At 70.2% G+C, this 24,404-nt stretch carries 29 protein-coding genes; 20 read left to right on the top strand and 9 right to left on the bottom strand.

Annotated elements, in window-relative coordinates; translation table 11 throughout:
• Positions 1 to 818: 818 nt before the first annotated feature.
• The 5 genes from mihF to metK all read left to right on the top strand — a co-directional run bounded on the left by mihF (position 819) and on the right by metK (position 4,963).
• Positions 819 to 1,145, top strand: coding sequence for an integration host factor, actinobacterial type (gene mihF / locus HUX53_RS15750; RefSeq protein ID WP_176403940.1), 327 nt, complete (start codon positions 819 to 821; stop codon positions 1,143 to 1,145).
• Between the two features lie 160 nt (positions 1,146 to 1,305).
• Positions 1,306 to 1,893, top strand: a complete 588-nt coding sequence (gene gmk, locus HUX53_RS15745; protein WP_176403939.1) for a guanylate kinase — start codon at positions 1,306 to 1,308, stop codon at positions 1,891 to 1,893.
• A gap of 27 nt (positions 1,894 to 1,920) precedes the next feature.
• Complete coding sequence (gene rpoZ, locus HUX53_RS15740) at positions 1,921 to 2,175, top strand: DNA-directed RNA polymerase subunit omega (RefSeq protein ID WP_021597645.1); 255 nt, start codon at positions 1,921 to 1,923, stop codon at positions 2,173 to 2,175.
• A gap of 226 nt (positions 2,176 to 2,401) precedes the next feature.
• The gene (gene coaBC, locus HUX53_RS15735; RefSeq protein ID WP_176403938.1) at positions 2,402 to 3,628 is read left to right on the top strand and encodes a bifunctional phosphopantothenoylcysteine decarboxylase/phosphopantothenate--cysteine ligase CoaBC; all 1,227 of its coding nucleotides are present in this window, start codon (positions 2,402 to 2,404) and stop codon (positions 3,626 to 3,628) included.
• A 141-nt stretch (positions 3,629 to 3,769) separates the two neighbouring features.
• Positions 3,770 to 4,963 carry a methionine adenosyltransferase gene (gene metK, locus HUX53_RS15730; protein WP_176403937.1) on the top strand — a complete coding sequence of 398 codons (1,194 nt, stop codon included), beginning with the start codon at positions 3,770 to 3,772 and terminating at the stop codon, positions 4,961 to 4,963.
• Between the two features lie 185 nt (positions 4,964 to 5,148).
• On the opposite strand, the gene HUX53_RS15725 is transcribed toward metK, so the two are convergent.
• Complete coding sequence (locus HUX53_RS15725; protein ID WP_176403936.1) at positions 5,149 to 6,699, bottom strand: MFS transporter; 1,551 nt, start codon at positions 6,697 to 6,699, stop codon at positions 5,149 to 5,151.
• A gap of 253 nt (positions 6,700 to 6,952) precedes the next feature.
• Between HUX53_RS15725 and HUX53_RS15720 the strand changes: the two genes are divergently transcribed.
• Complete coding sequence (locus tag HUX53_RS15720; RefSeq protein ID WP_176403935.1) at positions 6,953 to 9,031, top strand: primosomal protein N'; 2,079 nt, start codon at positions 6,953 to 6,955, stop codon at positions 9,029 to 9,031.
• 85 nt (positions 9,032 to 9,116) lie between these two features.
• On the opposite strand, the gene HUX53_RS43040 is transcribed toward HUX53_RS15720, so the two are convergent.
• Positions 9,117 to 9,236 (bottom strand): hypothetical protein, encoded by a 120-nt coding sequence (locus HUX53_RS43040; RefSeq protein WP_369009204.1) that lies wholly within the window; start codon positions 9,234 to 9,236, stop codon positions 9,117 to 9,119.
• On the opposite strand from HUX53_RS43040, the gene HUX53_RS15710 reads away from it, so the two are divergent.
• Complete coding sequence (locus tag HUX53_RS15710; protein WP_176403934.1) at positions 9,196 to 9,489, top strand: hypothetical protein; 294 nt, start codon at positions 9,196 to 9,198, stop codon at positions 9,487 to 9,489. The genes HUX53_RS43040 and HUX53_RS15710 overlap by 41 nt on opposite strands.
• A 411-nt stretch (positions 9,490 to 9,900) precedes the next feature.
• Positions 9,901 to 10,278, top strand: coding sequence for a hypothetical protein (locus tag HUX53_RS15705; protein WP_176403933.1), 378 nt, complete (start codon positions 9,901 to 9,903; stop codon positions 10,276 to 10,278).
• Between the two features lie 263 nt (positions 10,279 to 10,541).
• Here HUX53_RS15705 and HUX53_RS42540 read toward each other — a convergent pair whose 3' ends face one another.
• The 5 genes from HUX53_RS42540 to HUX53_RS15680 form a co-directional block, all read right to left on the bottom strand.
• Positions 10,542 to 11,090: an HNH endonuclease signature motif containing protein gene (locus HUX53_RS42540; RefSeq protein ID WP_217919468.1), complete on the bottom strand. Its 549-nt coding sequence runs from the start codon at positions 11,088 to 11,090 to the stop codon at positions 10,542 to 10,544.
• On the bottom strand, positions 11,087 to 11,407 hold the full coding sequence (locus HUX53_RS15695) for a hypothetical protein (protein WP_176403932.1): 321 nt from the start codon (positions 11,405 to 11,407) through the stop codon (positions 11,087 to 11,089). The genes HUX53_RS42540 and HUX53_RS15695 overlap by 4 nt, the downstream gene beginning before the upstream one ends.
• Positions 11,404 to 11,937 carry a hypothetical protein gene (locus HUX53_RS15690; RefSeq protein ID WP_176403931.1) on the bottom strand — a complete coding sequence of 178 codons (534 nt, stop codon included), beginning with the start codon at positions 11,935 to 11,937 and terminating at the stop codon, positions 11,404 to 11,406. The genes HUX53_RS15695 and HUX53_RS15690 overlap by 4 nt, the downstream gene beginning before the upstream one ends.
• Positions 11,938 to 12,213: 276 nt before the next feature.
• Complete coding sequence (locus tag HUX53_RS15685; protein WP_176403930.1) at positions 12,214 to 12,414, bottom strand: hypothetical protein; 201 nt, start codon at positions 12,412 to 12,414, stop codon at positions 12,214 to 12,216.
• 164 nt (positions 12,415 to 12,578) lie between these two features.
• A complete protein-coding gene (locus HUX53_RS15680) occupies positions 12,579 to 12,977 on the bottom strand; it encodes an ATP-binding protein (RefSeq protein ID WP_176403929.1) in 399 nt (132 codons plus the stop codon).
• Between the two features lie 175 nt (positions 12,978 to 13,152).
• On the opposite strand from HUX53_RS15680, the gene HUX53_RS41175 reads away from it, so the two are divergent.
• Positions 13,153 to 13,914, top strand: coding sequence for a helix-turn-helix transcriptional regulator (locus HUX53_RS41175; RefSeq protein ID WP_176403928.1), 762 nt, complete (start codon positions 13,153 to 13,155; stop codon positions 13,912 to 13,914).
• On the top strand, positions 13,911 to 14,081 hold the full coding sequence (locus tag HUX53_RS41170) for a DUF397 domain-containing protein (protein ID WP_176403927.1): 171 nt from the start codon (positions 13,911 to 13,913) through the stop codon (positions 14,079 to 14,081). The genes HUX53_RS41175 and HUX53_RS41170 overlap by 4 nt, the downstream gene beginning before the upstream one ends.
• A 56-nt stretch (positions 14,082 to 14,137) precedes the next feature.
• On the opposite strand, the gene HUX53_RS15665 is transcribed toward HUX53_RS41170, so the two are convergent.
• Positions 14,138 to 14,290: a hypothetical protein gene (locus HUX53_RS15665; RefSeq protein ID WP_176403926.1), complete on the bottom strand. Its 153-nt coding sequence runs from the start codon at positions 14,288 to 14,290 to the stop codon at positions 14,138 to 14,140.
• A 349-nt stretch (positions 14,291 to 14,639) separates the two neighbouring features.
• Here HUX53_RS15665 and HUX53_RS15660 point away from each other — a divergent pair, with 349 nt between their 5' ends.
• The 10 genes from HUX53_RS15660 (at position 14,640) to HUX53_RS15615 (ending at position 23,936) form a co-directional block, all read left to right on the top strand.
• The gene (locus HUX53_RS15660) at positions 14,640 to 16,448 is read left to right on the top strand and encodes a hypothetical protein (protein ID WP_176403925.1); all 1,809 of its coding nucleotides are present in this window, start codon (positions 14,640 to 14,642) and stop codon (positions 16,446 to 16,448) included.
• 77 nt (positions 16,449 to 16,525) lie between these two features.
• Entirely contained in the window at positions 16,526 to 17,071 is a 546-nt protein-coding gene (gene def / locus HUX53_RS15655) for a peptide deformylase (protein ID WP_176403924.1), read from the top strand.
• Complete coding sequence (gene fmt / locus HUX53_RS15650) at positions 17,072 to 17,998, top strand: methionyl-tRNA formyltransferase (RefSeq protein WP_176403923.1); 927 nt, start codon at positions 17,072 to 17,074, stop codon at positions 17,996 to 17,998.
• Entirely contained in the window at positions 17,998 to 19,404 is a 1,407-nt protein-coding gene (locus HUX53_RS15645) for an RsmB/NOP family class I SAM-dependent RNA methyltransferase (protein ID WP_176403922.1), read from the top strand. The genes fmt and HUX53_RS15645 overlap by 1 nt, the downstream gene beginning before the upstream one ends.
• A gap of 18 nt (positions 19,405 to 19,422) precedes the next feature.
• The gene (locus HUX53_RS15640; RefSeq protein WP_176403921.1) at positions 19,423 to 20,373 is read left to right on the top strand and encodes a phosphatase PAP2 family protein; all 951 of its coding nucleotides are present in this window, start codon (positions 19,423 to 19,425) and stop codon (positions 20,371 to 20,373) included.
• A gap of 12 nt (positions 20,374 to 20,385) precedes the next feature.
• Positions 20,386 to 21,063, top strand: coding sequence for a ribulose-phosphate 3-epimerase (gene rpe / locus HUX53_RS15635; protein WP_176403920.1), 678 nt, complete (start codon positions 20,386 to 20,388; stop codon positions 21,061 to 21,063).
• Complete coding sequence (locus HUX53_RS15630) at positions 21,060 to 21,695, top strand: HAD-IA family hydrolase (protein ID WP_176403919.1); 636 nt, start codon at positions 21,060 to 21,062, stop codon at positions 21,693 to 21,695. The genes rpe and HUX53_RS15630 overlap by 4 nt, the downstream gene beginning before the upstream one ends.
• A gap of 64 nt (positions 21,696 to 21,759) precedes the next feature.
• On the top strand, positions 21,760 to 22,764 hold the full coding sequence (locus HUX53_RS15625) for a hypothetical protein (RefSeq protein WP_176403918.1): 1,005 nt from the start codon (positions 21,760 to 21,762) through the stop codon (positions 22,762 to 22,764).
• A 348-nt stretch (positions 22,765 to 23,112) separates the two neighbouring features.
• Positions 23,113 to 23,361 carry a DUF2798 domain-containing protein gene (locus HUX53_RS15620; protein ID WP_176403917.1) on the top strand — a complete coding sequence of 83 codons (249 nt, stop codon included), beginning with the start codon at positions 23,113 to 23,115 and terminating at the stop codon, positions 23,359 to 23,361.
• A 65-nt stretch (positions 23,362 to 23,426) separates the two neighbouring features.
• On the top strand, positions 23,427 to 23,936 hold the full coding sequence (locus HUX53_RS15615) for an NUDIX domain-containing protein (protein ID WP_176403916.1): 510 nt from the start codon (positions 23,427 to 23,429) through the stop codon (positions 23,934 to 23,936).
• A gap of 208 nt (positions 23,937 to 24,144) precedes the next feature.
• On the opposite strand, the gene HUX53_RS15610 is transcribed toward HUX53_RS15615, so the two are convergent.
• On the bottom strand, positions 24,145 to 24,402 hold the full coding sequence (locus HUX53_RS15610; RefSeq protein ID WP_176403946.1) for a DUF397 domain-containing protein: 258 nt from the start codon (positions 24,400 to 24,402) through the stop codon (positions 24,145 to 24,147).
• Between the last annotated feature and the right edge of the window lie 2 nt (positions 24,403 to 24,404).

The following is a 24,404-nucleotide window of genomic DNA, read 5'->3' as shown; positions in this document are numbered from 1 at the left end:
GCGGCGATGGCCGCGGCGCTCCGCCGCACGTCCGCCGACCCCGCCTGACCAGCCCGCCGGTCCGGCCCCGTGCCCGCCGGGGCGCGTGCGGCGCGCGGTTCCAGCGCGCGCTCGGGGTGGGAGATAACTCCATTCGGTACGAAAGTTTCGAGCGTTGTCGGACGTGCGGTACCGCGCATTGTGGTTTTAGTCGCAAGCGAATGCCGGGGACGGAGTGTTCGCATTGCGAGTACGTGCCGAACGACGAAGTCGTTCACGCGGAGTGGCGATTCACCGCGATGCGGCCGCGGCGCGGCGCCGGTCCTTCCGCGTCCATGTCGGTGCCCTGGCGGTGGGCGGGGAGCTGAGTGGCGGGTGGCGCGGTCCTCCGAGCGGGAGACGATCTTGGCGGGGTCGGGTGTTGTCGAGGATGACAGTAACGGTGCCGCCGCGACGTGCGGAACGGCGCGGCGTGACGAGTGTCACGCGGTCGGGATCGGTTGTGGGAGACCTCACAGCGGGCGGGCGGGGGACGGTCGCGGCGGCCCGCCGGCGGCGCGGCGGGACGCCCCGGAGGGCAGTGACATAAGGGTATCGAGCGCCGCATTTGTGGTCGGATCGGGGGGATTTTCACGATCATGCGAAAGTCCCAGCAAGGCAAGGGGATGGGCCGCCGACCCCCTCAGATTGGGTACACTCTGTATTCAGGACACTCCGGGGAGTGATATTCGTGAATTTGTGGTGGGCTAAACGGCACTTCACGTTGCCTTATGGGTGGTGAACTCGCTAGTTTCCCAACCCGTCCGACTCCGTCGAGTGGAAACCTGAGGTGACCCGGCGTGGCTCTTCCGCCCCTAACCCCCGAACAGCGCGCCGCAGCCCTGGAGAAGGCTGCCAAGGCTCGCAAGGAGCGGGCCGAGGTTAAGAACAAGCTGAAGCACGGTGGGACCTCGCTCGCAGAGGTCCTCAAAGAGGGTCAGTCCGACGACGTCATCGGCAAGATGAAGGTGTCGGCCCTCCTGGAGTCCCTGCCCGGTGTGGGCAAGGTCCGTGCGAAGCAGATCATGGAGCGCCTGGGCATCGCCGAGTCCCGCCGTGTGCGGGGCCTCGGCGCCAACCAGCGCGCGTCCCTGGAGCGTGAGTTCGGCGGAAGTGCTACCCGCTGACGCGCGACTCACGGGCGGGCGCGGCGGCCGGACCGCCGCGGCCGGCCCGGGGCGACCCGGGTCCGGCACCACCCCGCCCGACTCCGGCGCACCCAACGAGCGCTTTTCAACCCCGGCAGGCCCGGACAGGCCCTGCCTCAACGGACAGGCTGGTTGAAGAATGCTCACGCCGGAAGGCTCCACAACGCCTGGCCCGCTCGCGCGGCGGCTGACGGTCCTCTCCGGGCCGTCGGGCGTCGGCAAGAGCACGGTCGTCGCCGAGATCCGGCGCTCACACCCCCGGGTGTGGCTGTCGGTCTCGGTGACCACCCGGGCCCCCCGCCCGGGTGAGACCGATGGTGTGCAGTACTTCTTCGTCGACGACGCCGGTTTCGACCGGCTCGTCGCCGAAGGGGAGCTCCTCGAATGGGCCGAGTTCGCGGGGAACCGCTACGGCACCCCCCGCCGGCCCGTCGAGGAACGCCTGGCCCGCGGCGAACCGGTGCTCCTGGAGATCGACCTCCAGGGCGCCCGGCAGGTCCGCGGCACCATGCCGCAGGCGCGGCTGGTGTTCCTCGCCCCGCCCGGCTGGGACGAGCTCGTCCGCCGGCTCACCGGCCGCGGCACCGAGCCCCCCGAGGTCATCGAGCGCCGCCTCGACGCGGCCCGCGTCGAACTGGCCGCCGAGAAGGAGTTCGACGTCACCCTCGTCAACACGTCCGTCCAGGACGTGTGCGGCGAGCTGCTAGCCTTGATGGCTGACCAGTAGAGCGACCTACCAGTGGAAGGCCACCGAGTGGCAGCCAGCAATGAGGGCATCACCAACCCGTCGATCGACGAGCTCCTGGAAGTCGTCGACACCAAGTACGGCCTCGTGAGCATCGCGGCCAAGCGCGCCCGGCAGATCAACGCCTACTACGCCCAGCTGGGCGAGGGCCTGCTGGAGTACGTCGGCCCCCTCGTCGAGACCCAGGTGCAGGAGAAGCCGCTGTCGATCGCCCTCCGCGAGACCCGCGAAGGCCTCCTCAACGCCGAGCCCATCGAGGGCTAGACCCCGGTGCGGGGCGCCCGATGCTGCTCGTCGGCCTGCGGCCGCCTTCGCCAGAGCCCGCAGTGTCTTTCTGGGGGACGACCCCCGAGGCGCCCCATGCTGCTCGCCGACCTGCAGTCGGCTTCGCCGGAGCCCGCAGTGTCTTTCTGGGGGACGACCCCCAGACCCCCGGGGACCCCGGGACCCCGGTGTGTAGCCGTGGGGCGTGCGATGGGATCGTGGGCGTATGACCTCCCGTAAGCCGCGTGTCGTGCTCGGCGTGAGTGCCGGGATCGCCGCGTACAAGGCGTGCGAGCTGCTCCGGCGGCTCACCGAGTCCGGTCACGACGTCACCGTGGTGCCGACCGCCGACGCGCTCCGCTTCGTCGGCGAGCCCACGTGGGCCGCGCTGTCGGGCAATCCCGTGTCCCCGCAGGTGTGGGACGGCGTCGCCGAGGTCCCGCACGTCCGGCTCGGGCAGGAGGCGGACCTGGTGTTCGTCGCGCCCGCCACCGCCGACCTGCTCGCCAGGGCCGCGCACGGCCTGGCCGACGACCTGCTCACCAACACCCTGCTCACCGCCCGCTGCCCGGTCGTGTTCGCGCCCGCGATGCACACCGAGATGTGGGAGCACCCCGCGACCCGGGCGAACGTGGCGACGCTGCGGTCCCGGGGCGCGGTCGTGGTCGAGCCCGCGTCCGGGCGGCTCACCGGCAAGGACACCGGCACCGGCCGGCTACCCGACCCCGCGGAGCTGTTCGAGGTGGCGCGGCACGTCCTGGCCCGCGGCGCCGACGGCCGCGACCTCGCCGGACGGCACGTGGTGATCTCCGCGGGCGGCACCCGCGAGCCGATCGACCCCGTCCGGTTCATCGGGAACCGCTCGTCCGGCCTGCAGGGCTACGCCCTCGCCCGCACGGCCGTGTCCCGCGGCGCCCGCGTGACGCTCGTCTCCGCCAACGTCGCGCTGCCCGGCCCCGCCGGCGCCGAGATCGTCCCCGTCGGGTCGGCCGAGGAGATGCACAAGGCCGTGGTGGCGGCCGCCGGCGCCGCCGACGCGGTCGTGATGGCCGCCGCCGTCGCCGACTTCCGCCCGTCCGGCTACCAGGGCTCGAAGATCAAGAAGGCGGAGGGGGCCGAGCCGGAGCCGATCCGGCTCGTGAAGAACCCCGACATCCTCGCGGAGCTGGGGCGCGACCGCCGTCCCGGCCAGGTGATCGTGGGTTTCGCGGCCGAGACCGACGACGTCCTCGCCAACGGCCGCGCCAAACTCGCCCGCAAGGGCAGCGACCTCCTCGTCGTCAACCAGGTCGGCGAGGACCTGACCTTCGGCCGCCCCGACAACGAGGCCGTGATCCTCGGCGCGGACGGCTCGCGCACCGAGGTGCCGCGCGGCGCCAAGGAGGCCCTCGCCGAGGTCGTCTGGGACCTCGTCGCCGCCCGGCTGAAACCCCCGGCCGCCGATCCGGCGTAGCCGGGACCGGCGGCGATCCCGCTAGACTTCTGGGCCTAACACCCGTGGGGAACCCGCGCGGGGGGCGGCGTCCCCCGCCGAACTCGACAAAAAATCCGTCCTGCGACGTCAGTCAGCAGCCGCTGCAAGGAGTTCACGTACGTGTCTCGCCGCCTGTTCACCTCCGAGTCCGTGACCGAAGGACACCCGGACAAGATCGCGGACCAGATCAGCGACGCGATCCTCGACTCGATGCTCAAGGACGACCCGAAGAGCCGGGTCGCCGTCGAGACGATGATCACGACCGGTCAGGTGCATGTGGCCGGTGAGGTCACCACCGAGACCTATGTGGACATCCCGGGCGTGATCCGGGAGAAGATCCTGGAGATCGGCTACGACTCGTCCAAGAAGGGCTTCGACGGGCACTCCTGCGGCGTGTCGGTGTCCATCGGCGCGCAGTCGCCCGACATCGCGCAGGGCGTCGACGACGCCTACGAGACCCGCGAGGGCGAGGGCGTCGACGACCTGGACCGGCAGGGCGCCGGCGACCAGGGCCTGATGTTCGGCTACGCCACCAACGAGACGCCCGAGCTGATGCCGCTGCCGATCACCCTCGCGCACCGGCTCGCGCAGCGCCTGTCGGAGGTCCGCAAGAGCGGCGACGTCCCCTACCTGCGCCCGGACGGCAAGACCCAGGTCACCATCGAGTACGACGGCGACCGCGGCGTCCGCCTCGACACCGTCGTGGTGTCCAGCCAGCACGCTCCCGACATCGACCTGAAGGAGCTCCTCGCGCCGGACGTGAAGGAGCACGTGGTCGACCCGGTGCTCGCCCAGTTCGACCTCGACATCGAGGGCTACCGGCTGCTGGTCAACCCGACCGGCCGCTTCGAGATCGGCGGCCCGATGGGCGACGCCGGCCTCACCGGCCGCAAGATCATCGTCGACACCTACGGCGGCATGGCCCGGCACGGCGGCGGCGCGTTCTCCGGCAAGGACCCGTCCAAGGTCGACCGGTCCGCCGCCTACGCGATGCGGTGGGTCGCCAAGAACATCGTCGCCGCGCAGCTCGCCGACCGCGCCGAGGTCCAGGTCGCCTACGCGATCGGCAAGGCGCACCCGGTCGGCGTGTTCGTGGAGACGTTCGGCACCGAGAAGGTCGCCCCCGAGAAGATCGAGAAGGCGGTCGACGACGTGTTCGACCTGCGTCCGGCCGCGATCGTCCGCGACCTGGACCTGCTCCGCCCGATCTACCAGCAGACCGCCGCCTACGGCCACTTCGGCCGGTCCGAGCCCGACTTCTCCTGGGAGTCCACCGACCGCGCCAAGGACCTCGCCTCCGCCGCCGGCCTGTAACCACCGGGGCTGGGAACAGCGGCCTGCCTGCGACTGGCCGCCTGTGACGGACTGACGGAGAGGCTGGTTGCCTGTACGGCGGGCCGCTTGCAACGCCGGCCGATTGGAACGACGAAGAAGCCCCGGGGCGTCCCCGGGGCTTCTTCGTTCGTGTGGGCCCGTCGTTCGGGCGGGGCTGTGGCCGGTCAGGAGGCGCAGTGGTTGCCGCGGTGCAGGCCGTAGCGGGCCGCGATGGTGTAGCGGCCGGGCTCGTGCGCCGTCATGCGGACGAAGTTTTCCGCGCGCGCTAGGCAGGCGTCCCCGCCCGTGGCGCTCAGCCAAGGCGACCAGGAGACCCGTACAAGGACGGACCCTCGGGACGGCATGTCGACCACGAGTTCACCGGCGTTGAGCTTGTGGACGGACGCGGGACGGTCCACCAGCGGCGTCGGCTGTGCGACGTGGAACAGGCGCCAATGCTCGTCCCGCCAGACCTCCGTGAGGTACGGCTGCCCGTCCTCGACGAGCGCGGCCTCGTCCTGCGCCGACCAGTCGACCTCCTGTTCGGGCAGGACGACGTACTGCACGGCCCACTCGTGCAGCCAGTCGCGGTAGGAGTCGGGCGTCAGCGCGCCGTCCTCGTAGAAGAGCTTGTGGCGTTCGGCGTCGACCTGGCGGTTCCAGCCGCGCGCCAGCATGAAGTGGCGGCTGAGGCCGGACGACTCCCAGTGGGAGCGCAGCGGCACGACCTCGATCCGGTCCTTCTGCGCGCCGAGCGCGTTCAGTTCGGCGACGAGGCCGCGGGCGTGGTCGGCGGCGGACGCCGCGGGCTCGGTGTGGATCAGGTCGTCGACGGGTTTCACGACCTGCCAGGACGCGGTCACGATGAACGCCAGCGACAGCACGGCGATCCGGACACGGCCCTGCGCACGCGCCACCGCCGACAGCAGGAACATCCCGCCGAACAGCAGCGACAGGCGCTCGACGTTGCTGCCGACGGGGGAGGGGATCAGCCAGGTCAGGATGATGCCGGCCAGGTAGACGCCTGCGCCGATGCGCACGAACGTCCAGTTCCTCGGCGCGCACAGCAGCATCGCGATGACGCTGGTGACGGCGGGCAGCACGATCGCGGTGAGCGAGATCGGTTGCACGCCGCTGAACGGGAACAGCAGGCTCGTCGTCCCCACCACGAGGGGGAGTCCGACGGCGACGCAGACGCTCGCACGGCGGCGGCCGGTGAGGAACAGCGCGGCGGCCAGAACCAGTAGGAACAGGCCGGCGACGGGGCTCGCGAGCGAGGCGAGCACGCTGAGGCCGACCATGCCGGCGGCCCGCAGGGCGGGGGTGCCGCGCGAGGTGTAGACCACGATCGTCGCCATGAGCGCGAACATCAGCCCCAGGCCGAACGTGACCCGGCCCGAGGCGGCGTTGCACGACAGCGCGAACGCGGCCCACAGCGATGCGGGCAGCGCCACGGGCGCCCTGAACTTCTTGAGCAGGTACGCGGTCAGGGTGGCCGAGAAGGTGCCGGTCACGACCGCGACCGTGCGGATGCCGAACAGCGCCATGACGTACGGCGAAATGACGCTGTAGGACGCCGGGTGCATCCCGCCGTACCAGGCGAAGCTGTACGCCGCGCCCGGGTGCTCCCAGGCGAAGTCGGTCCAGGCGGCCTGGGCGGCGAGGTCGCCTCCCTCCGCCGCCAGGAAGAGCCCCCACACCAGGTGGAGGACGGCGGCGGCGACCGTGGCCGCCACGACCGGGTGGCGTGCCCGCTTCTTCCACTTCTGCCAAGGGGAGCTGTTCGGACGGCGCGACGATCCATGCCGGACCGGGGCGTCCGCCCGTTCTCGAGTATGCGCTGTGGTCACTTCGCCTGCACGGGCTCGTCGGACGGCGGGGGCGCGGGAGGGGGCATCGGGCAATGGGCCGGCGGACGCGCGCCCGGTTCAAACGGATCAACCCTAGCGTGCGCGTTCGGGTGTCGGGTCGATCTGGTAGGACGGGGGCGTGACGAAGGACGGCGGGGGAACGGACCTGATCCCGGGGCTGGACGACCTTCCCCGGGCACCTGCCGACAAGCCCGGCAAAGCGAAGAAGCCGGGCGGTTCCAGGAAGAAGGGGGCGCGCCGACCGGCCGCCGAACTGCCCGTGGCGCGGATCGCCGTCGACATGTCCCTGCCGCACCTGGACCGGCCGTTCGACTACCTGGTGCCGGCCGAGATGGACGCCAAGGCCGTGCCGGGGTGCCGGGTGCGGGTGCGGTTCGCCGGGCAGCTCGTCGACGGGTTCCTGCTGGAGCGGGCCGCCGAGAGCGGGCACGACGGGAAGCTGCTGTTCCTGGAGCGGGTCACGTCGTCCGAGCCGGTCCTGACGCCGGAGATCGCCGCGCTCGTCCGGGAGGTGGCCGACCGGTACGCGGGCACGTTCGCGGACGTGCTGCGGCTGGCCGTCCCGCCCCGGCACGCCCGCGTGGAGGCCGAACCCGTGGCGGAGGCCGAGACCCGTGAGATGCCGGGCACGGTCGATGCCGGGGTCTGGCGCGACTATCAGGCCGGGTCGTCGTTCCTGAGCGCCCTTGCCGACGGCAGAGCGCCGAGAGCGGTCTGGACGGCGCTGCCGGGCCCTGACTGGACGTCCGCCATAGCGCGGGCCGTCGCCGCCACGCTGAACGGCGGACGCGGTGCGATCGTGGTGGTCGCCGACGGACGCGACGTCGCGCGCGTGGACACCGCGCTCAAGGCCGAGCTAGGGGAGGGCCTGCACGTCGCCCTGACGGCGGAACTCGGCCCCGCCGAGCGCTACCGCAGATGGCTCACCGTCCTGCGCGGTAAGGCGAAGGCAGTCGTCGGCACGCGCGCCGCCATGTTCGCGCCCGTCACGGATCTCGGGCTGGTCGTGCTGTGGGACGACGGCGACGACGTCCATGCCGAACCCCACGCGCCCTACCCGCACCCCCGTGACGTCCTTGCCCTGCGTGCGCACAGAGCGGCGGCCGGGGCGCTGATAGGCGGGTTCACCAGAACCACCGACGCCACCCAGCTGGTGGAGAGCGGCTGGGCGCACACCCTCTCCGCCGTCCGTGACCAGGTTCGGGCGGAGATGCCCCGCGTCCGGTACGTGGGGGAGGACGCCCAGCTAGCCCGTGACGCGGCCGCCCGCACGGCGCGCCTGCCGAACGTCGCGTTCGAGGCCGCCAGGCGTGCCCTGGAGGACGGCCCGGTCCTTGTACAGGTGCCAAGGCGCGGATACGTGCCGGGCATCGCGTGCGGACGCTGCCGTACACCGGCACGATGTGAGGCGTGCCAGGGGCCGTTGTCGCTGGCGTCGTCCCATGCGGCCCCCTACTGCCGGTGGTGCGGACGTATCGCGGGTGACTGGCACTGCCCCGAATGTGGCTTCTTCCAGGTGCGGGCCGTCGTGGTGGGCGCGAAACGCACGGCGGAAGAGCTGGGCAGAGCGTTCCCTGGCGTCCCCGTACGAACGTCTGGGCGTGACGCGATTCTCGAACAGATCGGCCCGGAACGTGCCCTGGTGGTGTCCACGCCAGGAGCGGAACCACCCGCCGAAGAGGGATACAGGGCCGCCCTACTGCTGGACGGCTGGGTCCTGCTGGGCCGCCCGGATCTGCGTGCCGGTGAGGAAACGCTGCGGCGCTGGATGAACGCGGCGTCGCTCGTCCGCCCCCACGGCCCGGTGATCGTGGCCGCCGAAGGAGCGCTTCCCGCCGTTCAGGCGCTCGTCCGGTGGGACCCGGTCACCTACGCGGAGCGCGAGCTGGCCGAGCGTAGGGAGGCGGGCTTCCCGCCCGCCGCACGGATGGCGTCGCTCACCGGCACCCCGGCCGCCATACGCGAGCTTCTGGCCGATGCCAGGCTGCCCGATGGCGCGGAGGTTCTCGGCCCGGTGCCCGTCCCGACACCGGCCGCACAGACAGACGTCCAGGAGAAGGAACGCGCGTTGGTACGCGTGCCGCGGTCTGCCGGGGCGGCGATGGCGCGCGCGCTCAAGGAGGCCCAGGGCGTACGCAGTGCGCGCAAGGCCACGGAGACGGTAAGGGTCCAGATCGACCCCCTGGAGCTGATCTGACCAATAGGGTTCACGTCCCCGTCCTCCTGCTCGTATCGCCTGCGTGCACTGGGCTCCGGTGGGTCGTGGCGGATTCCGGGACACATCATTGGGAGCCTGCGACCTTGAGAGTGCCTCCCGAGAGCGTCACGGACTCGGCCGTGTAGTGGAGGTAGATCTTCGCCGTGATCGAGACATCGGCGTGCCCGAGGTACGCGCTGATCACGTGGATCGGCACTCCGGCCTCCAGATACAGCGAGGCGGCGCACTCCGTTCTCGTCCGAGATCAGCCTCCGGGGCGTCTTGCCCTCGAACTCGTCCGCGAGGCGATGCAGGGTCTCCATGCTGAGCCTCCGGCCGTCCCCGGTGCCCTCGCGCACCTCCGCGATCAGCTCATCCAGTTCCGAGTCACGCCGCTGGAGGGCGGCGAAGCGGTCGTCGTCGTTGCTCAGGCTGATCATTTCGCGCTCTCCTCGTAGATTCGCGAGGTCCCTCCGGACGCTCGCGAGGGCCTTCGTCAGCCCCTTCGTCGCACCGGCCGGCCCCAGGGTCCCCATGGGCTCCCATAGGCTCTCCGTGGCGTCCTCGGGAGTCAGCGTGAGCTTCTGTAGAGCGATCGGGAACCGCAGCCCATCGCCCCGATGCATGTCCTTCACCAGGCGGGGAGCGAGACCGGGGTTCCGGCCCACCAGGGCCGAACCCTTCTCGTTCAGGTCCACGATCGCCAGCAGGCCCCGGCCGGTGACGGACAGGCCCACGACCCGTCCGCATGCCGCTTCGGGCTCGAACGTGGCGCGCTCCATGATCGGCACCGTGTCGAACGCTCGACGCTCCCACGAACGGACGAGCGCCTCCAGAAGGCTCCGGTCCGTCCGGAGGATTCCGCCCGCGTGACGGTGTTCGCCGGGAGCGAGGACGAGCTTTCGGTACCGCCTCATGCGTCCTCCAGGGCCCACGCCAGCAGCCGCGAGTTCCGCTTCGAGTTCGGCGATCTGGGCATCGATCCGGTCCACCGTGAGCGTCTCGTACCTCTTGGGGGCGTCGAGACCCCAGAGCTTGCTTCTCCGCTCCATGATCTTCACGACGGTCTGGATCGCTTCCAGGACCGGCTTGTGATCCACAAGCTCCTCTTCGGCGTACACCGGGTTGTCGTCATCCCCGCCGACCACGATGAACAGGCCGTCCGAGTCCAGGACCCGCCGCCGGACCACCCGGCCGTGACTGACTATCAGGTGGCGGGCCTTCAGGACCTTCCATGCGGCCATTAGAAGCACGTTGAGCCGCTGCGACTCCTGCTCTCGAAGCAGTTCGACGGGGGCGCGCACCGTCGCCACGTAGGCACGCTCAACGGCCCTGAAGGCCGTAGAAGCGGAGCACCCCATCTCGTCGCCGATCGCCTCGTAGGACATGCCGGAGAGACGCAGCTCGCACACCTGCCGGTCGAACTCGGCTTGCTCGGGGGTCCGCTCTTTCGCGAACCGGCCGTGGCCGTTGCGGGGTTGATTCCGCCCGTCTGACGTTGCGTCGTCGCTCATGCTGCTGCCTCCTGCTTCTTTCGCCGTGCCCATTCACGTCCGCAGGTCCGGCAGTTGCGTTTGCCCTGGCACACGCGGGTGTTCTCCGGGGTGAACTCGTGGCCGTTGACGCAGTGCGTCTTCCGTGCGTTGATCGCTGTGGGGGCGGTTCCCCGGAGGACGTTCTCACCGTTGGTCACGGGCTGGAGGTGGTCGGGCCGGACGCAGGCTCGGGACGTGCATCCCCATGCCTTGACGTGGTCGATGGTGAGGCCGTCTGGGATCTCCTCCACGAACTCCTGGTACGCCCATCGGTGGGCTAGGACGTTCTTGCCTCCCACGGAGAACTGTGGGTAGCCGCCCTTGGTCTTCCCGCCCTTCCATAGCCAGCAGGACTCGGTCCCGGTGATCCGGACGTGGCTCCAGAACCGGGTGAGGTCGTCGCCGATGATGAGCTTGAGGTCGAGCCGCCCTTCTCGACGGGCTCGGCGGTAGTCGGTGTTGCAGAATCCGCGGGCGACGGTCGGCCTTTCGCAGCCGTCCACGGAGCAGGGTGAGGCGCTCACGTCTCCTCCTCGGCGGGTTCGTCGGTGACTTCCACTAGGAAGCCGTAGACGAGGTCGCTGCCCACATTCCCGGAGATGTTGATCAGGTCGCCGGCCCGTGCCATCCTCCGGCCCTGAACCGGGCACACGTACTCGTACTCGTCGGCCAACACCTCGTACCGGAGAGAGGCGAGTTCGACCTTGCGGAGACGTTCGGCTCGCCCTTGGGCGGCCTCCGCGTTCAGGTGGGCTGCGTAGGTGGCCTCTGCTCGGTGCCGCTCGGGGTTGAGGTTCCGGCCCTGCGGATTCGGGGGCAGGGTTCCGTCAGGGGCACTCACCGGAGGTCCCGAGCGACGATCATCTTGGTCCCGGCCGGGGGTCCGTCGAACGTGCCCGAGCTGGCGACCCGGCGGTGCTCGGCCTCGGTCTCGAAGTCGGGGGCGTCCTGCGGGGTCATCATCGCTCGCTGGGCGGCCTCACGCTGTTCGGCCGGAGGGAGCTTGTCGAACTTCTTGATCTCGTCGGGATCGGCGACGAAGGTCGTGAACAGCCGCCGCCATTTCGCGCGGCTCTTCTCATGCTGCGCGTCGATCGCCGCTTGCCGCTTGGCGGAGCAGCCGTCGCATTCCGGATAGCTGCACGGCTGACCGGGGGCGTCGAGTTCCTGGAACGCCTGGACGCGACTACCGCACGAGTTCGCGCAGGGGGCGTCGAAGTACTCGCGGCGGGGTCCTTGGTCAGGAAGCGACCAGGACGTGATGTTCTTCGTAGTCGTCTTCGTGACGCCGATCTTCTCGGCGACATCGGCGAGAGTCTTTGAATTCACGCCGAATTCCTTGGCCCTGGCGAGCAGCTTCGGGGCGGGCATCGGCCCACCGGCCAGCTGATCGTGTAGGAAATCTTCAGCGGCAGTCTGGGAAGGCATATGGGGTTCTCCTCTTGCTTGGGTTATCTTACCTCCAATGGTACGTTCTGAGCAGGGATTTTTCTTCGCCGTCAAGGTATGCTGAAGGTGAGGTCGATAGCGGGAAGAACCTCTTCTCCTTTCGGGTTGTCCAAGGCACTCTCCGCTTCTCCGGCGGAGAGGGCCTACCTTTTTCGTACCTGTTGTCGAACGCGAGCCGTGGAATGCCTCGGTGGCTGATCAGCGCTCGGCGAGGAGTCGGGCGGCATACTCAAGGGCATCCGGGTCCGCGATGCGGAGCATCTCCAGCAGTCCGTCTACATCGCAGGCTGAGATGAGGATGGGGCCGGTGGCCCTCCAGGTCCCGACCTCGTCTCGCGTGATCACCCACTCGGGCCGGAAGAGGTGCTGAAGAAGCAGCAGCGTTACGGACTCGTTCATCGTCTCCTCGCATAGGAAGGCCCCCGCCCTCTCCGTCCGGGGGGATCAGAGAAGGGCGGGGGCGGTGGGAACCGACCGGGCCTCACAAGCTCCCCGGCCGGGGCCTCGCGTCGGTTCCTCTGGAGCGGGGGACCCGGCCCACCCCGCCGGGTTCCCCTCGCAGGTCAGGGATGGTTGAGCTGCGCCCAGACGACCTTTCCGCCCTCGTTGAGCGGGCGGACGCCCCAGTCGTGGACGAGTTCGGTCATGAGGAGAAGGCCGCGACCGCTCTCAGCGGCGTAGTTCTCCGGCTGGATCTCCGGCTTGCCTTCTCCGGCGTCCCACACCTCGATCACTGGGCGGCCGTCGTGCTCGTCGCGGAAGATCCGGACGATGATCTGCCCTTCGCCATGCTGGAAGCTGTTGGTGACCAGCTCGCAGACCACGACGCGGCCTATGTAGTCGTCTTCGATGCCCCACTCGGCGAACAGGTCGGCGAGGAACCGGCGGGCGAGGCTTGGGGCCTCGCTGTTGGGGTCGAGTACGAGCGTGGGCGGAGCCTCTGGGGCGAGCGTTGCGGACATCGGGCACGACCTTCGTCACGGTGTGTGTTAACCAGGCCACAGAGTGGCTTCACGTGAGCTAGGTTGTCGTTGTTCCGGCCCATCTCCGCAACGAGCGGAAACACAGTCTTACTTCGGAGTGTGATCAATGCCCTCCAAGCCGTCACCTGATCCGATGACCTCCATGTGGGCTTGGTTGGCCTACGACCTGCGCTTCTATCGACTGCGCGCCCGGATGAGCGGCGAGACCTTCGGTAAGATCATCGGTGTAGTGCGGTCCACTGTTTCCCGGCTGGAGAGCGGTGAACTCCGGCTCGATGAGAAACAAGCCATCGCTTTGGATCAACACTTCGCAACAGGAGGTCACTTCCTCCGCCTCCTCACCTACGCCAAGCTCGGGCATAACCCGGACTGGTTCAGGGAGCACGTCTCGTACGAGGCTCGGGCGCTCGCTCTGAAGATCTACGAACTCGCGCTCATCCCCGGCCTGTTCCAGATCGAGTCGTACGCTCGTGCCTGCTTTGAGGCGGCGGGTGTCGAGGACATCGACGGGCACGTGGCCGAACGGCTCCAGCGGCAAGAGTCGCTGGAGCGGAGCCCTCGGCCGCTCGTGTGGGTCGTGCTCTCTCAGAGCGTGCTCGACTGGCCAGTGGGAGGCCCCGAGGTCATGCGGGCTCAGTTCGCGCATCTGCTCGACATGGCGAAGGCTCCGAATGTGAGCCTGCGCATCCTGCCTCGGACGGCGGGGGCGACGATCGGTCTAGACGGCCCCTTCAAGATCCTCTCGGTGGACGAAGGGGATGCGGCGTACACGGAAGCCCACGGGGGCGGGAGACTGGTTCTCGGTACCGGCGAGGTAAGGCAGTTCGGTACCCGGTGGGAGCGCATCGGAAGCAAGGCGCTCCCCGAAGACGCCTCACGGACGCTGGTCGAGCAGGCTATGGAGGAGATGAAGTGATCAAGTGGCGCAAGTCGTCCCACTCCAACACGCAGGGAGGGGACTGCGTGGAACTCGCGAAACTTGGTGAAGTCATCGGGGTCCGCGACTCGAAGGACCCGGACGGCCCGAAGCTCCTGGTGGGGCGCGAGGAGTTCACGGCCCTGGTGGCTTCCCTGAAGCGCTGACATCCCCCGGAACAGCACTGAGCCCCGATCCCTGGAGGACCGGGGCTCTCGTGTGCTCAGGCGTCCTTACCGCCGTCCTTCCGCTTCTTCAGCGACTTCGGCGGCTTGATCCACTCGATGTCGCCTTCCTTCCACTGGAACTTCTCCGGTGGCGGGCCGTCGTTGCCCCTGCGCTTCCGACGTCGTCCCCAGCGCCTCACCATGTCCACGTGTGCCCCGCCTTGCATCGGCGGTAGAGGACGTGGCCACGCGGCGAGCGGGCGAGGATCTCTCCCTTGCGTCCGCAGGTCGGGCAGCGATGCGACGGTGTGAGGTTCGTCCCCCACCAGAAGACCGCGAGGGCGAGGATGAGCAGGACGCCGAGAGCCCCGAACAGCCACCACTCTGCGGCGTCGAGCGCGGGGAGCCCGGTAGCCGAAGCTGGGAGCCAACCCAGATTGACGGACCTGTGCCCCAGGCTGCCCCAGGGTGACGACCACCCTTGTCTGTTGGTGCTTTCCGTGCCCTCCTGTGTCCAAGACTGACGCGCCGAACGTGCCTGACCAATAGGGTTCTCGGGTGGCCGACAACTGGGTGGAGAGCACCGCCGACGACCTGCGGCGGTGGGCGGACGAACACGGCGAGACAGTGGACGGGCAGGGTGTCGGCATCTTGCTGGGCCTCGCCCGGGAGGAGATGGGCCTGGCGGACCCGGCGGAGCTGACCCCGGACGGGGTCCGCGGGCTGCTGCTGGAGGTCTTCCCGGAGACCGTGGTCGCCGCGAGCGACGACGTCCCCACCGTCCTCGACGCGTTCCGCAAGATCGTCGCCTATCTGCGCGACACCGGCGCCGTGACCGCGCCGGACGCCGCCGCGCTGGCGGCGGAGATCGACCGGACCGGGCCCGAGTTCGCCGAGGTCGTGGCCGCGGTCGACAGCGAGGAGCGGCAGGCCGCCGCCGAGGTCGTCAGCGGGCTGCTGCAGGCCGACGGGGTCTCCCTGGACGACCAGGAGGCCGTCGACGCGTGGGTGCGCGAGTTCGAGGCGCTGCCCGAGGCGGAGCGCTATGCCCGTACCGAGGAGTACCTGCGGCGGGCCGGCGAGCTGGTCGTCCCGCCCGTCCGGCCGGTGCCCCGGGCCGAGGTGGCCGCGGCGGCGCGCGGATCAGGGCTGACCGGGACGATCCTGGCGCTGGCCGAGTGGACGGGCGAGCGCGCCCTCACCGAGCACGACACCCTGACCGATGCGGACATCGACGCCGCCGGCGCCGTCCTCGGCCTGGACACTCCGCGCCGCTACGGGCAGATGGAGGACGAAGGCGAGCTGGAGCGGCTGTGGTGGGCCGCCGTTGAGGCGGACGTCATCACCGCCGAGCACGGCACCGCCTCCCAGGGGCCGGCTTGCGACGACCTCCAGTCCGACGATGACGATGCACTGCTCGCCGCTTGGCTGCCGCTGTTCGAGGCGATCGTCGTACCCGGCCACGATTACGTGGACGGCTTGGACGCTCTGGAACTCGTCCAGAACGAGATGACCGGCGTACTCATCCACCTGTACGAGCAGGAGGAGCCGACCGAGCCGGAAATCCTCGTCGGTGCGCTCTTGGGCCACGTCGATGAGGCCTACGACCTGTCCGATTCCGAGGTCATGGCCACGCTCGTCCAGGACGCGTTCCATCTGGAACTGACGACCCTTGAGGAATGGGGGATCGTCGAACAGTCCGGTGACGGGCGCGCGCTGACGCCGCTCGGTGTGTGGGCCGTCCGTGAACTGCTGCTGGCGGACGGCTTCACCGCCCCCCTCATCGGCGAGCTGGCCGATTCGCGTGCGTCCGAGCTCATCGCCGGGCTCACCTGGTACCGGCCTGAGGCCGCCGACGAGGAGATCGACGGCTGGCTGGCCGCGCACGACGCCAAGGACGCCGCCGCCGACCTTCTGGACGTCATGCGCACCGGAGGCCCGGGCGCCCGCAACCTGGCCGCGGCCGTCCTGCACCGCATCGGCCCCGAGGCCGCGGGCGTCGTGCGCGCCGCGCAGGAGCATCCACTGGTCTCGCCTTACGCGGCGCTCTGGCTGAACGCCGTCGGCGACCCGTCCGGACGGGAACTCGCGCGCGATGAGTACCTCTGGGTGTTCGTCGACACCGTCGCCGGGATGCTGGAGACCGCCGAACCGGAGGAGGCGGTCGAGGCCGCCCTCATCGACGCGCCGCCGGAAGCGGAGATGAAGGTCATGGTCGACGAACTGTGGCGCACCCACCATCCCGGTGCGGCCGACGTCCTTGAGGCCCTGGGCGCGCACCATCCCGACCGGGCGACCGCCAAGGCCGCCCGTACCGCCGCCTACAAGGCGCGGTCCGCGCACCAGAGCGCGCACCGCGGCGTGTGAATCATCGTGGGATGTCTCCGTAGACTGGACGGATACATCCCACGTGCAAGAGAACCTCGCAGGAAACGGAGTCCTCGTTGGCCGTCAAGCCCATCCGCCTCTTCGGCGACCCCGTGCTGCGCACGCCCGCGGAGCCGGTGAAGGACTTCGACAAGGAGCTGCGCCAGCTCGTCAAGGACCTCACCGACACGATGATCGACGCTCCCGGCGCGGGCCTCGCGGCGCCGCAGCTCGGCGTGGGCCTGCGGGTGTTCACCTACTACGTCGACGACATGCTCGGGCACATGATCAACCCCAGCCTGGACCTGTCGGACGACGAGGAGACCGACGACGAGGGCTGCCTGTCCCTGCCCGGCCTGGCGTTCCCCACGCCGCGGTCGGTCGGCGTCGTGGCGAAGGGCTTCAACATGCACGGCGAGCCCATCACGGTGGAGGGCACGCACCTGCTGGCCCGCTGCGTCCAGCACGAGACCGACCATCTCGACGGGATCATCTTCATCGACCGGATGGACGCCGAGCAGCGCAAGGCCGCGATGAAGGCGATCCGGGAGGCCGAGTGGTTCGGCGACCCGGTCCCCGTCGTCAAGGAGTCGCCGCACCGGACCTTCGGGAAGGCGATCTAGGTGAAGCTGGTCTTCGCAGGGACTCCTGACACCGCGCTCCCGGCGCTGACGGCGCTGCTGGGCTCCTCGCACGAGGTGGCGGCGGTCGTGACCCGCCCCGACCGGCCCGCGGGCCGTGGGCGGCAGCTCAGCGCCTCGCCGGTCGCCGCGCTCGCCGCCGAGGCCGGTATCGAGGTGCTCAGGCCCGCGAAGGCCCGCGATCCCGAGTTCCTCGGCCGGCTCCGCGAGATCGCGCCCGACTGCTGCCCGGTCGTCGCCTACGGGGCCCTGCTGCCCCGCGAGGCCCTCGACATCCCCCGGCACGGCTGGGTGAACCTCCACTTCTCGCTGCTGCCCGCCTGGCGCGGCGCGGCGCCCGTGCAGCGCGCGATCCTGCACGGCGACGACATGACCGGAGCGGCCACGTTCCAGATCGAGGAGGGTCTCGACACCGGCCCGGTCTTCGGCGTGCTCACCGAGCCGATCCAGCCCACCGACACGTCCGGCGACCTTCTGGGACGGCTCGCCGTCGCCGGTGCGTCCCTCCTGCTCGACACGATGAACGGTATTGAGGCGGGCGTTCTGGAGCCCCGGCCACAGCCGTCCGAGGGCGTGTCCCACGCGGCGAAGCTGACGCCCGAGGATGGTCACGTCGACTGGGGGAGCCCCGCCCTGCACATCGACCGCCTCGTGCGCGCGTGTACGCCGACCCCCGGTGCGTGGACGAACTTCCGTGACATGCGCGTCAAGCTGGGGCCGGTCCGTCCGGTGCCCGACGCGGACAAGCTGTCGCCCGGCGAGATCCGTCCCGGAAAGAACGAGGTACTGGTGGGAACGGCCACGCATCCCGTCGCGCTCGGCGAGGTCCAGCCGCAGGGCAAGCGCCGCATGGCCGCGGCCGACTGGGGCCGCGGCGTCAACCTCACCGGCAAGGACACGCTGCACTGATGCCGCCCACCCGTAACCGCCGACACACGCAGAACCGCAGGCCCGCCGGCCCGCGCAAGACAGGCCGCCCCCAGGACCTCGTCCGCCGCACGGCGTTCGACGTCATCCGGGCGGTCGACACCCGCGACGCCTACGCGAACCTTCTGCTGCCCAAGCGCCTGCACGACCGCAACCTGACCGGACGCGACGCCGCCCTCGCCACCGAACTCACCTACGGGACGCTGCGCGGCCGCGGCACCTACGACGCGGTGCTCGCGCTGTGCAGCGACCGTGAACTGCGGCGCATCGACGCCCCGCTGCTGGACGTCCTGCGCCTGGGCACGCACCAGATCCTCGCCACCCGCATTCCGCCGCACGCGGCCGTGGGGACGGCCGTGGAACTGGCCCGCTCCGTCGCAGGCCCCGGCCAGGCCAAGTTCGCCAACGCTGTGCTTCGCAAGGTCGCCACCCGCGACATGGACGCCTGGCTGGAGATCGTGGCGCCGGCCGACGCCGACACGACGACCCGCCTCTCGATCGCGTACAGCCACCCGAAGTGGATCGTGTCCGCCCTGCGCGACGCCGTCGGATCGGACGAGATCGACGAACTCCTCGCCGCCGACAACGCCCGCCCCAGGGTGACGCTGGTAGCCCGCCCTGGCCGGGCCACCTTGGAAGAGCTTCACGAGTCCGGTGCGGAGCCCGCCCCGTACTCGCCCTACGCCGCCGTGATGCCCGAAGGGGACCCGGCCGGTATCGCCGCCGTCCGCGAGGGGCGCGCCGCCGTCCAGGACGAGGCCAGCCAGATGGTCGCCCTGGCCCTGGTCCAGGCCCCCTTGGACGGCCGTGACGCCCGCTGGGCGGACCTCTGCGCCGGCCCCGGAGGCAAGGCAGGCCTCTTGGCGGCCCTCGCCTTCCAACACGACGCACGACTTCTGGCCGCCGACGTCCAACCGCACCGTGCCGCACTCGTGCAACGTGCGGTCGACGACCGCACGGGAGTGGTCGCGGCAGACGGCACCGCCCCCGCATGGCGTCCAGGGTCCTTCGACCGGGTCATGGTGGACGCACCCTGCACCGGCCTGGGCGCGCTCCGCCGCCGCCCAGAGGCCCGCTGGCGCCGAGGCCCCGAAGCGGTAGCCGAACTAGGCCCGCTCCAGCGGAAGCTGCTCACCACCGCACTGGAGTCCGTCCGTCCCGGCGGCGTCGTCGCCTACGTCACCTGCTCACCCCACATGGCCGAGACCCGTGTGGTCGTGGACGACGTTCTGGGTAAGCGTGACGACGTCGAAAGGCTCGACGCACCGGCGGTCCTGACATCGCTCTCTGCGGACCTCACCGGCGTGGGGGACGGCCCGTACGCCCAGTTCTGGCCGCACCGCCACGGCACGGACGCGATGTTCCTGGCCCTCCTGCGCCGCACATAGACAGCCCTTGGGGGGTCCGTGCTGACAGGCTTCATGCTCTTCATGTCGTACCTGGGCAGCGCGGCCTTCTACGTCCCCTTGCTCGTCGCGCTCTTCTGGTGCGTGGCGCCGCGCCTCGCCGCACGGGCCTCGGTTCTCCTGCTGTTCGGCGCGCTGCTCAACACGCTCCTCAAGCTGGTGTTCCACGCACCGCGCCCCTACTGGACGGACCCCGCCATCAAGGGCCGGCAGTCGCTGGCGTCCTTCGGCATGCCATCCGGTCATGCCCAGAACGGCATCGTCGCCTGGGGCTTCTTCGCCGCCCAAACCGGGCGCCGGCTCCTCTGGGTGGGCGCCGCCGTCATCATCGCCTTGATCGGGGTGTCCCGCGTCTATCTGGGCGTCCACTCGACCGGCCAAGTCCTAGCGGGATGGGCCATCGGCCTGACCCTCCTGGTGGCCGCCCTAGCACTCGAACCCATAGTCGTCCCGTGGTGGACGAGCCGCCACCTCGCCGTGCAGATGGCACTCTCCCTGGCCATCTCCCTGCTGCTGCTGGCAGCGGCCTGGGGCGCATGGCAACCACTGGAGAACTGGCAGTGGCCCCAAAGCTGGGCAGGAGCAATCAAAGCCGCCGGTGGCCAGATCGCCCCCATCACGCTGACGGACTCGGCCCGAGCCTCCGGTGGACTCTGCGGCGCCCTCGCGGGACTGTCCCTCCTCGCGGCACGCGGCTGGTTCGACCCCGGCGGACGCTCCTGGCAGCGCCTCGCCCGCCTCCCCGTGGGTTTCGCCGGTGCCGCCGCCATAGCCGCGCTCGACCTGCTGCCGGACGGGACGAACCTCGCCCAGGCGTTCGCCGTCCAGACGCTTCTCGCCCTCTGGGTCACCGCGGGCGCGCCGGAGGCGTTCGTCCGGCTCCGCCTGGCGGCCCGCCCCACCCCCGCCGTCACCCGGCCGGGTGAGGACCGGTCGGAACTGCGCCAATAGACTCTGGGCATCATGGCTCCGCAGATCTCACCCAGCATCCTGTCCGCCGACTTCGCCCGCCTGGCCGAGGACGTCGAGCGCATCGCCGACTCCGCCGACTGGGTCCACGTCGACGTCATGGACAACCACTTCGTCCCCAACCTCACCCTGGGACTACCGGTCGTCCAGGCCCTGCTGAAGCACAGCAGGCTGCCGCTCGACTGCCACCTGATGATCGAGGACCCAGACCGCTGGGCACCGGAGTACGCCGAATCCGGAGCAAAAAGCGTCACGATCCACGCCGAGGCGGCGAAGGCCCCCATCCGCACCCTGCGCGCCATCCGCGCCGCCGGCGCGCGCGCGGGCCTCGGCGTCAACCCGGCCACCCCCGTGGACGGCTTCGAAGACCTCCTCGGCGAGATCGACATGCTCCTCCTGATGACCGTCGAGCCGGGCTTCGGCGGCCAGAAGTTCCTGGACGTCGTCCTGCCGAAGGTCCGCCGCGCCCGCGAACTCATCAAGGGCCGCGACCTCCCCGTCTGGCTCCAGGTCGACGGCGGCGTCAGCGCCGAGACCATCGAACGCTGCGCGGAAGCCGGCGCCGACGTCTTCGTCGCGGGCAACGCCGTCTACGGCGCCGATGACCCGGTGGAGGCGATCCGCAACCTCCGCGCCCAGGCCGAGGAAGCGACCGCCAAGGCGACCTGGTGATCCTGCCCTGCACCGCCGTCCTGGTCGACGTGGACGGCACCCTGGTCGACTCCACACCCCTCGTCGAACGCGCGGCCCGGGAATGGGCCGCCGAATACGGCATAGACCCAGACGAATTCCTGTCCGACGCCCACGGCCGCCGCACAAGCGACCGAGTAGCCGACTTCCTCCCACCGGACGAGGTCCCCGAAGCCACCGCCCGCCTGGACGCCCTGGAATCAACCGGCACCGACGGAATCACGGCCCTCCCGGGCGCGGTGGACCTCCTGACCAATCTGAACGGCCTGCCCCACGCCTTCGTCACCTCAATGGACAGACCACAACTGAAACTCCGCACGACCGTGGCCGACATCCCCCTCGCGCCCACGATCGTCACCGCCGAGGACGTCCCGAACGGCAAACCCGACCCGTCCGGCTACCTCCAGGCGGCCGCGCAGCTCGGCGTGGACCCGGCCGCCTGCGTGGTCATCGAGGACGCCCCCGCCGGCATAGCCGCGGGCCGCGCCGCCGGCGCCACCGTCCTGGCGGTGACCACCAGCCATCCGGCGGAGTCCCTGACAGGGGCCCACCACATCATCGCCGACCTGACAGCCGTGGCCGCGATCCCGGAGGGCGTCCGCCTCACGGGGTGACACGCTCGCCCGAACCGGTGCATTCCGGTTACGGTGGCGGCCTGGACTCCTGAAGTCTGGCTCCATGATCAACGAGGGGCGGGGCGCCCTGGGTATGGCGCCGGCCGAGCACGAGGGCTGCGCGACCGCCATCGGCCCCGGCGCCGCGATCGCGCTGGCCCGGCCGGACGGAACCGTCGGCCGCTACAGCGCCACCGTGGCGGACTCCGCGCTCGGCTGCCCGGTCACGGTGATCGACGGCGGCCAGGTCGTGGAGTCCGGCTCCGGCCGGCTGAACTCGCCGGCCCGCGTCGACACGTTCGCAGGCGGCGTCCTCGAGCGCGTCGGCGATCGGGCCACCGTGCTCGTCCAGGGCGTCTCCGAACCGCCGGGCGGGACGCCCTACCTCGCGGTGAGCATGGTCGACGGCCCGGCGACGGGCGCCCGTCCCGCCCCGGCCCTGCTGACGGTCTACTCGACCCGCTGGGGCGGGGTCGTGCGGCTGCTGGACGTGCCGAGCACCCTGCTGGCGGCGGTCGGCGCCCCCGAGCCCGCCGAGTTCAGCGGTGCGCCGATCTCCCTGGGCCGCGCGCGTCCCGCCGACCCGACGAGGACCGTCCACGAACTGGGCGCCGTCACCACCACGGACCAGACACTGCGCCGCTGGTCGGCCCTGCTGCTGCTCTTGACGGGCCGTGCCGGCCCGGCTCCTGCCCGCGCGTCCGCTGTGGCGGGTGCCGCTCGCCGTGGCCCTGCTCACCTTCAGCGTGCTGGCCGTGGACGCGGCGACCGGCACGCTCCTGCACCGCGCCAGCCCGTTCGGCCCCTCGGCGCTGTACGGAGGGCGCTACTACGGGTTCGGCAACTCCACCTTCGCCGCCTTCGCCGTCGCCGGGGTGCGGCTGACCCCGGCGCGGCTCATCGCCGTCGGCTCGGCATCGGTGGCGGTGGTCGCGGCCGTCGCGCTGCTGGACTGGCTGCGTCCCGCGACCTCACGCACCCACGCCGGACGCTTCGTGGCAGGACGTCCTCGACGGCGAGGCATGGCAACTCATCGACCGCAAAGCCGGCTACGCACTCTCCTCCCTGACAGGCGGCCCACTGGCCTGCGGCACGGCCCTCGTCCTCCCCCTCCTGGCCCTAATGGGCGCACGAGCACGCTCCGACGCAGGGGCCGACGTGGACATCAGCCCCCTCCAGCAGCATGACCACCCGTCCTCGGCAACGTTCCTGGGCACCTGACCAGCCGCGGCGATCTGTTAGCCTGATCGGGCCTAAAAGATTCAGGCTGGTGTGGTTATTCCAGCCCTCGCGCTCCCGTGAGATGCAGTCGCAGCCGATCATGCGAACCCGAGGCGCAGCCCAAATCCCGCAATGTAGGGACCGGCGGCGCCACTGCGAGCATCGACGCGCCGTCGTCCTGGACAAGGAACCGACGATGAGCAAGAAGAGCGTCTTCCTGACTCAGGTCATTATGACCTTCATCATGGCAGCGACGATGTCGGGCCTCATGAGCCTCATTTTCACGGGGCCGTCCATGGAGTGGCTGACCGGATGGCCCCGGCAGTTCATCATCGCGTGGCCCATCGCCTTCGCCGCCACGATGGTCGCCTGGCCGGCATCAATGGCATTGAGCAGCGCGATCCTTCGGCCCCGCAAGGGCACGCCTGGCGCCGAGGGCACGTGACCTCCGTGCCGGAGGCGACGGTGCGACCGGAGGACGCCCGTTCGCCGGGAACCTAGGGCCAGACCATGACGTCGCGCAAGCGTCCAGAGGTGAAGTTCGCGCCGAGAGAGGTCTTCGAGGGCATCCTCGAATACGCGGTGATCCCCACGTTCGACCTCGTCGTGGAACTTCCCGAGGACGGAGGCGTCGTGCTCGTCCGGCGCACTATCGCGCCTTACCAGAACAAGTGGGCGCTCCCGGGCCTACGCATGTTCAAGCCGGAGAGCATCGACGACGTCATCGCCCGCATCGCCGAGGATGAACTCGGCCTGGACGTAGACGTGGACGGCAAGCGGTTCCTCGGCCAGTACGTCGGCCGGTTCAAGACCGAGCATGAGCGGCAAGACCTCTCCACGGGATACGTCGTCAGCGCGGCCAGCGCCGACATCCGGATCAACCCCGGCCACTTCTCCGGCCACCAGATCATCACGAAGTGGGGAGAGATCCCGCCCACCACCGGCGCCATGTACCGCTACTACCTGGCCAAGTACTTCGGCCACGCCGACGATCCTCGCGAGGAGCCCGCCCCGCGCTGACCGCACGCGTCCTCCAGACCCTCCTCGCTACGTTGACTTGCGGCGTGTTGTTGTCATCCGGCAACTCATAACAACGACATGCCGCAAGTCAACGCGCCAGGTTCTACAGGTCGAGCCCGCCGCTCTTGATCCGGCCGACCAGGTCACGGAACGTCTCCGGAGTGACCACGTGCCGCGGGCCGGTCGCGTCAGGTTGACGTGCCGCGCTCTACAGGTCGAGCCTGCCGCTCTTGATCCGGCCGACCAAGTTACGGAACGTCTCCGGAGCGATCACATGTGGGGGGCTGGCCGTGTCCTTGCTGTCCCGGATCAGTACAGCCTTGGGGGTGCCCGCCACCTCAACGCAGTTCTGGCCGCCAGCGCTGGACCTGCTGCTTCTGCGCCAGATCGCAGCTACTTCGACGCACTCTTGGCCGCCAGCGCTGGACCTGCTGCTCTTGCGCCAGTTTGTCCTAGAAAGCTCCATGT

Origin of the sequence: Actinomadura sp. BRA 177, from assembly GCF_013372625.1 — a bacterium.
Taxonomy (GTDB): Bacteria; Actinomycetota; Actinomycetes; order Streptosporangiales; family Streptosporangiaceae; genus Spirillospora.
This window is presented reverse-complemented; position numbering and strand designations above follow the sequence as displayed.